The 12,870-nt window shown below is 63.3% G+C and carries 11 protein-coding genes and 1 tRNA gene; 3 read left to right on the forward strand and 9 right to left on the reverse strand.

Features of this window, described 5'->3' with window-relative positions; all coding sequences use genetic code 11:
• Positions 1 to 16 precede the first annotated feature (16 nt).
• From V0R59_RS08130 to rpsU, 8 genes are all read right to left on the reverse strand, one after another.
• Positions 17 to 775: a FadR/GntR family transcriptional regulator gene (locus V0R59_RS08130; protein ID WP_330074356.1), complete on the reverse strand. Its 759-nt coding sequence runs from the start codon at positions 773 to 775 to the stop codon at positions 17 to 19.
• A gap of 176 nt (positions 776 to 951) precedes the next feature.
• Complete coding sequence (locus V0R59_RS08135) at positions 952 to 1,278, reverse strand: helix-turn-helix transcriptional regulator (protein WP_330074357.1); 327 nt, start codon at positions 1,276 to 1,278, stop codon at positions 952 to 954.
• Positions 1,262 to 1,516, reverse strand: coding sequence for a type II toxin-antitoxin system RelE family toxin (locus V0R59_RS08140; RefSeq protein ID WP_330074358.1), 255 nt, complete (start codon positions 1,514 to 1,516; stop codon positions 1,262 to 1,264). Before V0R59_RS08140 ends, V0R59_RS08135 begins: the two co-directional genes overlap by 17 nt.
• Before the next feature lie 137 nt (positions 1,517 to 1,653).
• Positions 1,654 to 1,730 (reverse strand) — tRNA-Ile (locus V0R59_RS08145).
• Between the two features lie 13 nt (positions 1,731 to 1,743).
• Complete coding sequence (locus tag V0R59_RS08150) at positions 1,744 to 5,487, reverse strand: bifunctional diguanylate cyclase/phosphodiesterase (RefSeq protein WP_330074359.1); 3,744 nt, start codon at positions 5,485 to 5,487, stop codon at positions 1,744 to 1,746.
• 126 nt (positions 5,488 to 5,613) lie between these two features.
• The gene (rpoD, locus tag V0R59_RS08155; protein ID WP_330074360.1) at positions 5,614 to 7,464 is read right to left on the reverse strand and encodes an RNA polymerase sigma factor RpoD; all 1,851 of its coding nucleotides are present in this window, start codon (positions 7,462 to 7,464) and stop codon (positions 5,614 to 5,616) included.
• Positions 7,465 to 7,531: 67 nt separating this feature from the next.
• A complete protein-coding gene (dnaG, locus tag V0R59_RS08160; protein WP_330074361.1) occupies positions 7,532 to 9,517 on the reverse strand; it encodes a DNA primase in 1,986 nt (661 codons plus the stop codon).
• A 322-nt stretch (positions 9,518 to 9,839) separates the two neighbouring features.
• Positions 9,840 to 10,055 (reverse strand): 30S ribosomal protein S21, encoded by a 216-nt coding sequence (gene rpsU, locus V0R59_RS08165; protein ID WP_002551877.1) that lies wholly within the window; start codon positions 10,053 to 10,055, stop codon positions 9,840 to 9,842.
• A gap of 201 nt (positions 10,056 to 10,256) precedes the next feature.
• Here rpsU and tsaD point away from each other — a divergent pair, with 201 nt between their 5' ends.
• Positions 10,257 to 11,282, forward strand: a complete 1,026-nt coding sequence (gene tsaD, locus V0R59_RS08170; RefSeq protein WP_330074362.1) for a tRNA (adenosine(37)-N6)-threonylcarbamoyltransferase complex transferase subunit TsaD — start codon at positions 10,257 to 10,259, stop codon at positions 11,280 to 11,282.
• A gap of 4 nt (positions 11,283 to 11,286) precedes the next feature.
• Here the strand turns inward: tsaD and plsY are convergent, their stop codons facing one another.
• Positions 11,287 to 11,856, reverse strand: a complete 570-nt coding sequence (plsY, locus tag V0R59_RS08175) for a glycerol-3-phosphate 1-O-acyltransferase PlsY (RefSeq protein ID WP_330074363.1) — start codon at positions 11,854 to 11,856, stop codon at positions 11,287 to 11,289.
• Positions 11,857 to 11,931: 75 nt separating this feature from the next.
• On the opposite strand from plsY, the gene folB reads away from it, so the two are divergent.
• Positions 11,932 to 12,288: a dihydroneopterin aldolase gene (gene folB / locus V0R59_RS08180; RefSeq protein ID WP_330074364.1), complete on the forward strand. Its 357-nt coding sequence runs from the start codon at positions 11,932 to 11,934 to the stop codon at positions 12,286 to 12,288.
• Positions 12,279 to 12,794 (forward strand): 2-amino-4-hydroxy-6-hydroxymethyldihydropteridine diphosphokinase, encoded by a 516-nt coding sequence (gene folK / locus V0R59_RS08185; protein WP_330074365.1) that lies wholly within the window; start codon positions 12,279 to 12,281, stop codon positions 12,792 to 12,794. The genes folB and folK overlap by 10 nt, the downstream gene beginning before the upstream one ends.
• Positions 12,795 to 12,870 lie beyond the last annotated feature (76 nt).

Raw genomic sequence — 12,870 nt, forward strand, 5'->3', positions numbered from 1 at the left:
GCGGGGCTTCTTCGTTTCAGGCGGTCTGGTTTTGCTGCTGCTCGGCATCTTCATGGGCCTGGCGCAGGCGCTCGCGGCTGTTGCTCAGGTGCATGCGCATCGCCATTTTCGCGCCTTCGCTGTCGCGGCGGGCGATGGCCTCGTAGATCGCTTCATGCTCGTGGCTCAACCGGCTCATGTAATGCGGTTGATCATCATGGGCCAGCCGCGCCGAATTCAGTCGCGTGCGCGGAATGATGCTGGTGCCCAGGTGATTGATGATGTCGGCGAAATAGTGATTGCCGCTGGCCTGGGCGATCTGCAGGTGGAACTGGAAGTCCGCCGACACGGCGTCGGAGGCATGGGAGACGCCTTCGTTCAGTTCATCCAGCGCAGCCCGCATTCCGCTCAAGGCCTCGTCGCTGCGCCGTTGTGCCGCAAGGCCAGCCGACTCGACCTCAAGGGCGATCCGCAGCTCCAGGACGGCCAGTACCTCGCGCAGGGTGACGATGGTGGCCGGATCGATACGGAATCCACCGCCGCTTGGCTGATCGAGAACGAAGGTGCCGATGCCGTGGCGGGTTTCCACTTGGCCGGCTGCCTGCAATCGCGAAATTGCCTCGCGCACGACCGTACGGCTCACGCCTTCCTCGGCCATGATCTGCGATTCGGTGGGAAGCTTGTCGCCGCGCTTCAACTGGCCGCTGCGGATGCGCTCGGTCAGTACCGCGACCAGTTCCTGGGCCAGGCTACGCGGCTTGCGCCGGCCCCGCGCCTGTACCTGCTGCTCTGTCATGCCTGTGTCGTTCATGTTGAAAAATAACCGTCATCATAGCTGATGCGGTTGTACGATCACATAGTTGGCATGGGGTATTGGGAAAGAAATGAGCAGCCCCCTGTCGGGGCCGAGTGGTCCTGTCAGGGGACTGTTTTCAGCAGGCTATCCGGGCCCGCTGTAGCACGTGGCTTATGCTAGATATCGAGTAGTTGCACCGGGATGCCGAGAGCGACGGCGATCTTCTGTCGCGTGGTCTTGCGTGGTGTTTCGGCGGCCTCCTGCTGGGCGTAGGCGGACTGGGAAATACCCAGACGCTCGGCGACCTCTGCTTGAGTCAGGTCCAGGTGCTTGCGCCATGCAGCGATCGCGGTCATTCCGTCCTTGACCATGTAGCCGACTACGGCGTTAGGCACGAGGTCGTTTTGCGGGTGGCTGGCGATGTAGTCGGCATAGGGCAACACGACGAAGGCGGGGCGCCCTTCTGCATCATTGATGATCTGCACGTTAGTAGGTGTGTTCATCGCGTTTCCTGACCTCTTCGATGTTGACGATCTTCACTCCGCCATCCCAGTCGAAGAGGATGCGGTAGTTGCCCGTCCGAAGCCGGTAGCCATGTTGATGGTTGATCAGCGTCTTGATGTTCTGGACATTCGGCATGTGGGCTAGCGCTTGGGCGGCGTCATAGATCTTGGGCTGGTCGGCCTTGTTGAGCTTCTTGAGTTGCTTCACTGCCCTGCGTGACCAGTAGATCGTATTCATGCCTGCGGCGCCATGATAAGCAAAATATAAGGCTTATATAAGTTTTTGCAAGCGAAGAAGACAAGGGCGAATACTTGTCCGGGCGTGACAGCCCAGAAACGCAAAAGCCGCGCAAAATGCGCGGCTTTCGTCGTATCTGGTGGGCCCACACGGACTCGAACCGTGGACCAAAGGATTATGAGTCCTCTGCTCTAACCGACTGAGCTATAGGCCCCAGTGGCCGCGGATTATATCGAGGGATTCCAGGCAGTGCCATCCGAAAGATCGGAAAGTACTATGCGCAGGAACGACTCGGCGAAGGCGTCTGCCGGCAGCGGCAGGCTGACGATGTAGCCCTGGATCTGTTCGCAGCCTTCGGCGGCGAGGAATTGCTGCTGGGCTTCGGTCTCCACGCCTTCGGCGATGATGGTCAGCTGCATGCTGCGGCCTAGGGCGATGATGGCGCGGGCGATGGCGGCGTCGTTGGCGTCGTCCGGCAGGCCGCGGATGAAGGACTGGTCGATCTTGAGGATGTCCAGCGGCAGGCGCTTGAGATAGCTGAGGGACGAATAGCCAGTGCCGAAGTCGTCGATCGCCAGTTGCACGCCAAGGCGCTTGAGCTGGTGCAGGATGGCCAGGCCTTCCTCGGCCTGGCTCATGATGAAGTTCTCGGTGATCTCCAGTTGCAGGTCGCCGGCCTTGAGTTGCCAGGTCTTGAGCAGTTGTTCGATGCGTCGCACCAGGCCCGGCTGGCGCAGCTGTGCGCCGGCGAGGTTGACCGACAACGGGCCGAAGGATTGGTACTGGCGTTTCCACGCCTGCATCTGCCGGCACGCCTCTTCCAGCACCCAGTCGCCCAGTTGCAGGATCATGCCGTTCTCTTCCGCCAGCGGGATGAAGTGCTCGGGCGGCACCTCGCCGAAGGTCGGGCTCTTCCAGCGGATCAGCGCCTCGGCGCCCACCAGTTGCCGGGTCTTGAGGCTCAGCTTGGGCTGGAAGCACAGGCTCAACTCATTGCGTTCGATGGCCCGGCGCAGTTCGTGTTCGAGGGCGATGCGTTCGCTGGCCTGGGCGGTGAGGTCGCGGGTGTAGGCCTCGACCCGGTTGCGGCCCTTGGCCTTGGACCGGTACATGGCCGCGTCGGCGTTGCGGATCAGAGACGCGACATCGCTGCCATCCTGCGGATACAGGCTGATGCCGATGCTGGCGCTGGAGAAGAATTCGTGGTCGCCGGCCTGGAACGGAGCGTTGAAGCAGGCCAGGACTTTCTGTGCGATATGTTCGGCATCGCTTGCCTGGTGCAGGCCGGGCAGGAGGATGATGAATTCGTCACCGCCCAGGCGGGCCACGGTGTCGATATCGCGCACCTGTTCCTTCAGGCGGTGGGCGATGGCCTTGAGCAGCAGGTCGCCGACCGGATGGCCGAGGCTGTCATTGATGTGCTTGAACCGGTCCAGGTCGAGGAACAGCACCGCGCCCTGGCGGCTGGAGGCCTGTGGACAACTCAGTGCGGCCTGCAGGCGGTTCTCGAACAGGGTGCGGTTGGGCAGGCCGGTGAGCGGGTCGTGATGTGCCTGGTAGTCGAGCTTGGCCTGGGCGTGCTTGAGGCTGGAGATGTCGGCGAACACCGCGACGAAATGTGTGGTGCCGAGTTCCGGGTTGCGCACGGCGCTGATGGTCAGCCAGGCGGGATAGAGCTCGCCGTCCTTGCGCCGGTTGAGGATCTCGCCCTGCCAGTGGCCTTCGGCGCTCAGTTGGTGCCACATCGCGGCGTAGAAGGCGCTGTCGTGCTGGCCGGAGGCGAGCAGGCGCGGTGTACGACCCAGGGACTCGCCTTCGCTGTAGCCGGTGATCTCGCTGAAGGCGCGGTTGACCGCGCTGATGCGCTGGTCGGTGTCGGTGATCAGAACGCCTTCGGCGGTGTTTTCGAAGACGGTGGCGGCCAGTTGCAGCTTTTCCTGCATCTGGTGGCGGTCGGTGATGTCACGGGCGATGGTCAGCATGCAGTCGGTGCCGCCGATCGGCAGCGGTCGGGCTGACAACTCACAGAGACGGATCTGACCGTCGGCGCGACGCAGGTTGCAACTGAAGTCGCGGACGAAGCCATCCCGCTTCAACACTTCGAGCATTTGCCTGCGTTCGTTGAGATCGACCCAGATGCCCAGGTCGATGGCGGTGTGATCCAGCGAGGTGCTGGCATCGAAGCCGGTCAGGCGGCAGAAGCCTTCGTTCACTTCCAGCAGCAGGCCGTCGCTCTGGCGCGACAGCAGCATGCCATCGGGCGAGGCGTGGAAGGCCTTGGCGAACTTCTCTTCGGAAATCTGCAGCTGCTCCTGGGTTTCCTTGAGCTGGCTGATGTCACGCACCGCCACCACCAGTGCCGGGGTGCTTTCCAGGTCGAAGGATTCGGCCGAGATCAGGCCGGTGAACAACTGGCCGTTGCTGCGCCGGAAGGTCATTTCCAGGTTGCGCACACTGCCCCGTTGCAGCCGCTCAAGCAGGCTCGGGCCGATGCCTTCGATGCCCCAGATATTCAGCTCGGTGGCGGTACGCCCGACCACCTGGGAGGGCTGGAGTCCGATCTGCTCCTCGAAGGTTTCGTTGACTTCCAGCAGGCAGCCGTCGCTGAGGCGGGCGATCACCAGGATGTCCGGGCACTGGTGGAAGACCGAGGCAAATTTCTCTTCCGACAGGCGCAGCGCCTGTTCGGTGTTCTTGGCCTCGCTGATATCGATCATCAGGCCGCGCATCACCGGCTTGTGGCCGTGCTCGATCAGGCTGACGATATCGCGGATCCACAGGGTCCGGCCGTCGGCACGGATCACCCGATAGTCCAGGCTGTGGTCACGCCCGGCGGCGCTTTCCGCGTCGCAATAGGCCTGGGCCCAGAGCGCGTCGTCGGGGTGCAGGATCGAGCGCCAGAAGCCGGGCTTGAGCCAGTCGCTCAGCGGATAGCCGAGCAGGTCCTCGGCGTGGGGCGAGACGTAGTTGTAGGTGAAGTCGTTGGCGTCAGCCTCCCAGGCGATGGCCGACAGGCTTTCGACCAGGCCGCGGTAGTGGTATTCGCTGCTGCGCAGCTCCTGTTCCAGGGCGATGCGCCGGGAAATCTCCGAGCTGAGACGGCGGTTGACGCGGATCACCGCCCCCAGCAACACCACCAGGAACAGCATGCCGGGCAGGCCATAGATCAGCAGGTCGCGCCACAGGCTGCGATGGTCGAGGACATTGCCCACCCAGCGCTCCTGGATGGCACTGGTTTCCTCGGGCGTCATGTCGGCGAGAACCTTGTCGATGATGCCAATGAGCAGCTTGTTGTCCTCTGGCGAGCCCATGGCCAGTTGATAGCGGTAGGGCGTTTCACCGCTGACATACAACCCTTCCAGCTTGAGCTCGCGCAGCGACCAGACGCTGGAGGCGAGGTCGCCGACCACCGCGTCCACCTTTTCGGTGGCCAATGCCTGCAGCGCCGAACTTACGTTCGGCATGGGCACCAGGTTCAGGTCCGGGAAATGGCTTCGCAGGAGTTCGTGGGGCGCGTAATTTTCCACCACGGCGACTTTCAGGCCGTAGAGGTCCTTGATGGCGTTGGGTTGTGGCCCGCCTTCATGGGCCAGGATGACGATCGGAAAGTCGAGGTAGGGGCGGGTGAACGACAGGTATTCCTGGCGCTCCGGCGTGGACATGATCCCCGGTAGCAGATCGATCTGCTGGTTGCGCGCCTGTTCCAGCACCTGCGTCCAGCTGTCGGGCGGGCCGAGCTGGAAGGTGATGCCCAGGCGTTGCTGGATCACGGCGATGTAGTCGGCGGCCAATCCCTGGTAGCGGCCTTCCTGGTCCCGGTATTCGAAGGGTAGCCATGAAGCGTCAACGCCGAGACGCAGGTTCGGATGGCTGTCGAGCCAGGCCTGCTCTTCATCGGTCAGGGTCAAGGCGCCGGCCGCGCCGCTCCAGATCAGCAGGAGGGGCAGCAGAAGGGCCGGCAATCTCGGCATAGCGGCCTCGTCGAACAAATGGATAGGTTCGAGTGTAGACGGCCAATCTGCTGTCAGCGGCGCGGGCGACAGGCTGTTTTGCTGCGCCAGAAAAGAAAAACCCCGGCGGCTGCCGGGGTTCGTCCATTACTCGTCGAGGAAGGAGCGCAAGTGCTCGCTTCGCGTCGGGTGGCGCAGCTTGCGCAGCGCCTTGGCTTCGATCTGACGGATCCGCTCGCGGGTCACGTCGAACTGCTTGCCGACTTCTTCGAGGGTGTGATCGGTGTTCATGTCGATACCGAAACGCATGCGCAGCACCTTGGCTTCGCGTGCGGTCAGGCCCGAGAGCACGTCACGGGTGGCTTCCTTGAGGCTTTCGACAGTAGCCACGTCGATTGGGGACTGCATGGTCGAGTCCTCGATGAAGTCGCCCAGATGCGAATCTTCGTCGTCACCGATCGGGGTTTCCATGGAGATCGGCTCTTTGGCGATCTTCAGGACCTTGCGGATCTTGTCCTCAGGCATCTCCATGCGCTCGCCCAGCTCTTCCGGGGTCGGTTCGCGACCCATTTCCTGCAGCATCTGCCGAGAAATGCGGTTGAGCTTGTTGATCGTTTCGATCATGTGCACCGGGATACGGATGGTGCGCGCCTGGTCGGCGATCGAGCGGGTGATCGCCTGGCGGATCCACCAGGTGGCGTAGGTCGAGAACTTGTAGCCGCGACGGTATTCGAACTTGTCCACCGCCTTCATCAGGCCGATGTTGCCTTCCTGGATCAGGTCGAGGAATTGCAGGCCGCGGTTGGTGTACTTCTTGGCGATCGAGATCACCAGACGCAGGTTGGCCTCGACCATTTCCTTCTTGGCGCGACGAGCCTTGGCTTCACCGATCGACATGCGACGGTTGATGTCCTTGATCTCGGCGATGGTCAGGCCGGTCTCGGCTTCGAGGTCGACCAGCTTCTGCTGGCAACGCACGATGTCGGCGTCCAGGCGACCCAGGGCCTCGGCCCACTTGGTGCTGCGCTTGGCGAGGTCGCCGCTCCAGGTCAGGTCGACTTCGTTGCTCGGGAACAGACGCAGGAAGTCGGCGCGTGGCATGCGGGCGTCACGGACGCACAGCTGCATGATGGCGCGTTCCTGGGCGCGCAGGCGATCCAGGGAGTCGCGTACGCGTTCTACCAGGACTTCGAACTGCTTCGGCACCAGCTTGATCGGCATGAACAGCTCGGCCAGGGCCAGCAGTTCGGCGACGCTCTGCTTGTTGCCGCGACCGTGCTTCTTGAGGGCCTTGACGGTGACTTCCAGCTGCTCGGCGACGGCGCCGAAACGCTGGCGGGCAACTTCCGGATCGGGACCGCTCTCGGTCTCTTCCTCGTCGTCGCTGTTCTCGTCCTTTTCCTCGTCTTCGTCGTCGCTGTCATCGGCTGGAGCCGCTTTGGCGTCAACGGGCGGAGGCATCTCGGTCGGGGCGGCAATGCCGTCGTCCGGATCGATGTAGCCGCTCAGGACGTCCGACAGGCGGCCGCCTTCGGCGACGACGCGATCGTATTCACCGAGGATGTATTCGACGGTACCGGGGAAGTGGGCGATGGCGCTCATCACTTCGCGGATACCTTCCTCGATCCGCTTGGCGATTTCGATTTCGCCTTCACGGGTCAGGAGTTCGACGGTACCCATTTCGCGCATGTACATGCGCACCGGGTCGGTGGTGCGACCGATGTCGGTTTCCACGGCCGCCAGCGCAGCGGCGGCTTCTTCGGCCGCGGCTTCGTCGGTGTCGGCTTCGGCCAACAAAAGGGCATCCGCATCCGGAGCACTCTCGAATACGTTGATCCCCATGTCGTTGATCATGCGGATGATGTCTTCCACCTGTTCCGGATCTGAAATATCCTCCGGCAGGTGGTCGTTGACCTCCGCGTAAGTCAGGTAGCCCTGCTCACGACCGCGGGTGATCAACTCTTTGATGCGAGACTGCTGTTGCGCTTTTCCGGACATAACACCCTATCCACTGAAGGTCTTGGCGGGCAAAAAACAAGCCGAGGATTATACCCGAGCATGGACCTCACGCGCCAGTTGAGGTCGGGGTTTGTGCGGGAACATTGCGACTGAGCAGGTCGCGCAGCTGATTTTTTTCCTCTGCGCTCAATTCGCTTTGACGTGCTTTGCGCAGCAGATGTTCCAGGCTGCGCTCGCGTTGGCGAGCGGACAAGCTAGTTATAGTGTCGAAAAACTGTTGTTCAAGGTTGTCGGCATCGATCAGCCATTCCTTTTCCGCCAGCGCCCGCAGCAGGCGGCCCTGCTCCGTGCCGTGCCAGCGTGCGATCAACTGTAGTGAGCGTAGCTCAGGATTCTTTTGCAGCGCCTCCAGCAGTGCCACGAGGAGTTGCGCGTAGACATGCTCTTCGTCGGCGAAATGACTGGCATCCTCGACCTTGCGGGCGAGGGCGGGGTGATGCAGCAGTGTACGCAGGGCGCTGAGGGTCGGTGGCTCGACCGAGGTCGGCACCCGCGGCGGATGACCCTGTTGCTTGCCGTTGCGATCCCAGGGCTTGCCGCCTTTCTTGTCCCACGGCTTGCCGTCCCATTTCTTTTTCTGCGGCCCGCCACCCTGGTTCGGCGTCCACTGCTGTTGCGGTTGGAAGTGCTCCGCGTGGTGGAAGTCGCTGTAGTCCGGGCTGTAGTCCGGGATCGCGTCGTAGTCGATGCCCGGATCGTAGGTCGGCGGCGGGGTTTCCCGCGGCGCGCTCTGGGCCAGTTGCTCGACCTGCTGGTTGTCCAGTCCGGTGATTTCCTTCAGGCGATTGCGCATCAGTGCGCGCAGGTTGGCGCCCGGCACCTTGTCGATCAACGGTGCAGCGAGGGTGGCCATGTGCGCCTTGCCTTCCAGCGAGCGCGGGTCGGCTTCCTCGGTCAGTTGCTGGAAGAAGTAATCGGCCAGCGGTTGCGCGTGCTGGTTGATCCGCGCCCGGAAGGCGTCGGTACCCTCGGCGCGGACCAGGGTGTCCGGATCCTCACCCTCGGGCAGGAACAGGAAGCGCGCCTTGCGCCCGTCCTGCAGGCTCGACAGCGTGGCTTCCAGGGCGCGCCAGGCGGCATTGCGACCGGCCTGGTCGCCGTCGAAGCAGAACAGCACGCTGGGCACTACGCGGAACAGGCGCTTGAGGTGTTCCTCACTGGTCGCCGTGCCCAGGGTCGCCACGGCGTTGCGCAGGCCTTGCTGGGCAAGGGCGATGACGTCCATGTAGCCCTCGACCACGATGATCTCGTCGAGGTTGCGGTTGAACTTGCGCGCCTCGTACAGCCCGTACAGTTCCTGGCCCTTGTGGAACACCGGGGTTTCCGGGGAGTTGAGGTACTTGGGCTTGTCGTCGCCCAGGACCCGGCCGCCGAAGGCGATGACTCGCCCGCGGCTGTCGCGGATCGGGAACATCACCCGGTCGCGGAAACGGTCGTAGCGCTTGCCGGTCTCGGCGTTCTCGATCAGCAGGCCGGCGTCGATCATCGCCTTCTGCTGCAGGGTGTCGCTGCTCAGGTGCTTGAACAGGTTGTCCCAGCCGGGCGGGGCGAAACCGAGGCCAAAGTCGCGGGCGATCTCGCCGGAGAGGCCGCGGCCCTTGAGGTATTCCACTGCGGCACGGCGGGTCGGATGGCTCTTCAGCGCCTGGCGATAGAACTCGGCAGCGGCGGTGAGCAGCGGGTACAGCGGTGAGTCGGTGGGCTGGCGCGGCTTGTGTCCGCGTCCGCCTTCCTCGCGGGGCACTTCCATGCCCGCGGCCTTGGCCAGTTCCTCGACGGCCTGGGGGAAGTCCAGGTTGTCGTGGTCCATGATGAAGCCGAGGGCGTTGCCGCCAGCGCCGCAGCCGAAGCAGTAGTAGAACTGCTTGTCCGGGCTGACGCTGAACGAGGGCGTCTTTTCCTTGTGGAACGGGCAGCAGGCGGTGAGGTTCTTGCCGGCCTTTTTCAGCTGGACGCGAGAACTCACCACATCGACGATGTCGGTGCGGTTGAGAAGGTCGTCAATGAAGCTTTGGGGTATCAGCCCGGCCATGGCTCTCTCGTCATCAGGCGATCATGGAAAGTCTATCGCTAATGCTGCGGGAACGACGGTGCATTCGAAACGGGTTCGAATGGCAAACGCAAGAAACGGAAGAAGATGTGCTCGTCGATAACCCGTGAGGGCCCGTCAGTGTGACGTGCACGGCTGGCGATAAAGCCAGTTCTGACGATTGGGGCAGGCTGCCCGCGCTGGGAACCAGTCTGGGCGTCTCCGGCGATACGGCAGGTGCCGTGGCTGGAGTGAACAGCTTAATCAACTGCCGGCAGCCCGGCTTTGGGCCGGGCGAGGCAGAAGCTTGCGACGAACGTCTGTATTAGTACAGACGAACGGCGCGGCGCTGTTCGCGCTGAACTTTCTTGGCGTGACGCTTGACAGCAGCAGCTGCCTTGCGCTTACGCTCGGAAGTCGGCTTCTCGTAAAATTCGCGGCTACGAACTTCAGCCAGTACACCGGCTTTTTCGCAGGAGCGCTTGAAACGACGCAGAGCTACGTCGAAGGGTTCGTTCTCTTTAACTTTGACGGCTGGCATCCAGAGCTACCTTCATTCATTACCGGGGTCAACGAACTCGTGGCAGGAATGTGCACTGGAGTACGTCGGTTTTTAAGGGTTGCGGATGTTAACTCTTACCCGGGCGGAATGCAAAGCCTCTGATCGAAAACCGCTGGTCGGCACCGGTAGCGGGGACTAGAATGCGCGCCTTCGAATTCAGCCTCCACAAGGCCATGACCCATGCTAGTACTGGGATTGGAAACATCCTGCGATGAAACCGGCGTCGCCCTCTACGACAGCGAGCGCGGCCTGCTGGCCGACGCGCTGTTCAGCCAGATCGACCTGCACCGCGTCTATGGCGGCGTGGTGCCCGAGCTCGCGTCCCGCGACCACGTCAAGCGCATGCTGCCGCTGATCCGCCAGGTGCTGGCCGAGGCCGATTGCGTCGCCACCGACATCGATGCCATCGCCTACACCGCAGGTCCCGGCCTGGTCGGCGCGCTGCTGGTCGGCGCCTCCTGCGCCCAGGCCCTGGCCTTTGCCTGGGACATCCCGGCGCTGGGCGTCCATCATATGGAAGGCCATCTGCTGGCGCCAATGCTCGAAGAGCAGCCGCCGGAGTTTCCGTTCGTCGCCCTGCTGGTATCCGGCGGTCACACCCAGCTGGTGCGGGTCGATGGCATCGGTCGCTACGAACTGCTCGGCGAGTCGCTGGATGACGCTGCCGGCGAAGCCTTCGACAAGACCGCCAAGTTGATCGGCCTGCCCTATCCCGGCGGCCCGGAGATCGCCCGCCTGGCCGTCCAAGGGGTGCCCGGCCGCTTCGTCTTCCCGCGTCCGATGACCGATCGCCCGGGCCTGGAGTTCAGCTTCAGCGGCCTCAAGACCTTCGCCCTCAACACCTGGCAGCAATGCCGCAACGCCGGGGACGACAGCGAGCAAACCCGTTGCGACATCTCGCTGGCCTTCCAGCAGGCCGTGGTCGAGACTCTGACCATCAAGTGCCGTCGCGCCCTCAAGCAGACCGGGCTCAAGCGCCTGGTGATCGCCGGTGGCGTGAGCGCCAACAAGGCGCTGCGTGCGTCGCTGGAGGAAATGACGGCCAGCCTCAAGGGCAACGTGTTCTATGCCCGGCCGAAATTCTGTACCGACAATGGCGCGATGATCGCCTATGCCGGCTGCCAGCGTCTCGCCGCCGGCCAGCAGGAAACCCTGGCGATCAGCGTGCAGGCGCGTTGGCCGATGGAGACGTTGCAGGCGATCTGATCGGCTAGAAATGCCTTTCCCGTCCGGCGAACAGATCGCGTAGATTGCCGCGATGCCGCCACACGATGAGCAGGGTCAGCACGGTCATCGGCAACAGCGCTTCCGGCTCGCGCCAGGCCAGCAATGGCAGGGTCAGGGGCGTGGCGATCAGGGCCGCCAGCGAGCTGGTGCGGGTCAGGTAGAAGGTTAGCAGCCAGGCGCCGATGGCCAGTAGTGCGGCCGGTGGATACAGGCCGAGCAGCACGCCGGCGGCAGTGGCGACGCCCTTGCCGCCGCGAAAGCGGAAATACAGCGGAAACAGGTGGCCCAGTACCGCGCAAAGGCCGATCCAGGCTTGTTCGCGCTGGTCCAGACCCGCCATCACGGCGAGCAGGATCGGCACAAGGCCCTTGCACAGGTCGCCGAGCAGGGTCAGGATCGCCAGTTTCCGCCCCGCCAGCCGCAACATGTTGGTGGCGCCGGCATTGCCTGAGCCGCTCAGGCGCGGGTCGGGACTGCCGCTCAGGCGGCTGAGGACGATGGCGAAGGACAGAGAGCCAAGCAGGTAGGCGAAGATCGCCAGTAACCAAAACATGCTAACTATTCCGGGCAAGGACGCCCCAGATTCTAACGGCGCAAGGCGCCCTTGTCGTGCTGTGGAGAGAAGTGCTTGGACAGAGTGTTCATCGAGGGACTGGAAGTCGATACCGTGATCGGTGCCTACGACTGGGAGCGCGGCATTCGACAATGCCTGCGCCTGGACCTGCGGTTCGCCTGGGATAATCGCCCGGCGGCGGCGGGAGACGACCTGACCCTCGCCCTGGACTATGCCAGCGTGTCGGCGCGCATCCAGGCGTTCGCCGAGCAGGCGCAGTTCCAGTTGGTGGAAACCTTCGCCGAGCGCCTGGCCCAGGTGCTGATGGACGAGTTCGGCATCCCCTGGCTGCAACTGAAGCTGACCAAGCCAGGCGCGGTGCCTGCGGCCACCGGTGGTGTCGGCGTGGAGATCGAGCGCGGATGCCTCTGATACGGGTTTACCTGGGCCTGGGCAGCAATGTCGAGCGCGAGCGGCACCTGACCGCAGGCCTCGATGCGCTGGCCGGTTTCCTTCAGGACATGCAGTGTTCGCCGGTATTCGAAAGCCAGGCAGTGGGGATCAAGAGCGGACCGTTCTTCAACCTGGTGGTGACCGGCCTGACTGACCTGCCGCTGATCGAACTGGATCGCCGGCTCAAGTTCATCGAGGCCGACAACGGTCGTTATGCCCCCGAGCGCAAGGGGCTGCCGCTGGACATCGACGTGCTGATGTACGGCGACCTGCATGGCAACTTCGACGGCCTGGTCCTGCCCCGTGCCGAGATCCTGAAGAATGCCTTCGTGCTCTGGCCGCTGGCGCTGATCGCGCCGCAACTGATGCATCCCGGCGCGGGGCGGAGCATGGCGCAGTTGTGGCGCGAAGCGCAGATCGACCAGGTCCTGGCGCCGGTGTCCTTTCTCTGGCACGAGCAGCAACTGACCCCGGCAAGCGCCTGACTGCCTTGCGGCGGAGGGGAGTCGATGCATATGATAAGGCTTATCATTCGCGTCAAATCCCCTTTTCCTACTGCGT

Source organism: Pseudomonas ulcerans, from assembly GCF_036324125.1.
In the GTDB taxonomy this organism is placed as follows: Bacteria; Pseudomonadota; Gammaproteobacteria; order Pseudomonadales; family Pseudomonadaceae; genus Aquipseudomonas; species Aquipseudomonas ulcerans.

What these genes read in the sequence shown, in the direction of transcription:
- V0R59_RS08130 (WP_330074356.1), bottom strand. Translation starts at nt 775, where the DNA reads ATGACAGAGCAGCAGGTACAGGCGCGGGGCCGGCGCAAGCCGCGTAGC.
- V0R59_RS08135 (WP_330074357.1), bottom strand. Translation starts at nt 1,278, where the DNA reads ATGAACACACCTACTAACGTGCAGATCATCAATGATGCAGAAGGGCGC.
- V0R59_RS08140 (WP_330074358.1), bottom strand. Translation starts at nt 1,516, where the DNA reads ATGAATACGATCTACTGGTCACGCAGGGCAGTGAAGCAACTCAAGAAG.
- V0R59_RS08150 (WP_330074359.1), bottom strand. Translation starts at nt 5,487, where the DNA reads ATGCCGAGATTGCCGGCCCTTCTGCTGCCCCTCCTGCTGATCTGGAGC.
- rpoD (WP_330074360.1), bottom strand. Translation starts at nt 7,464, where the DNA reads ATGTCCGGAAAAGCGCAACAGCAGTCTCGCATCAAAGAGTTGATCACC.
- dnaG (WP_330074361.1), bottom strand. Translation starts at nt 9,517, where the DNA reads ATGGCCGGGCTGATACCCCAAAGCTTCATTGACGACCTTCTCAACCGC.
- rpsU (WP_002551877.1), bottom strand. Translation starts at nt 10,055, where the DNA reads ATGCCAGCCGTCAAAGTTAAAGAGAACGAACCCTTCGACGTAGCTCTG.
- tsaD (WP_330074362.1), top strand. Translation starts at nt 10,257, where the DNA reads ATGCTAGTACTGGGATTGGAAACATCCTGCGATGAAACCGGCGTCGCC.
- plsY (WP_330074363.1), bottom strand. Translation starts at nt 11,856, where the DNA reads ATGTTTTGGTTACTGGCGATCTTCGCCTACCTGCTTGGCTCTCTGTCC.
- folK (WP_330074365.1), top strand. Translation starts at nt 12,279, where the DNA reads ATGCCTCTGATACGGGTTTACCTGGGCCTGGGCAGCAATGTCGAGCGC.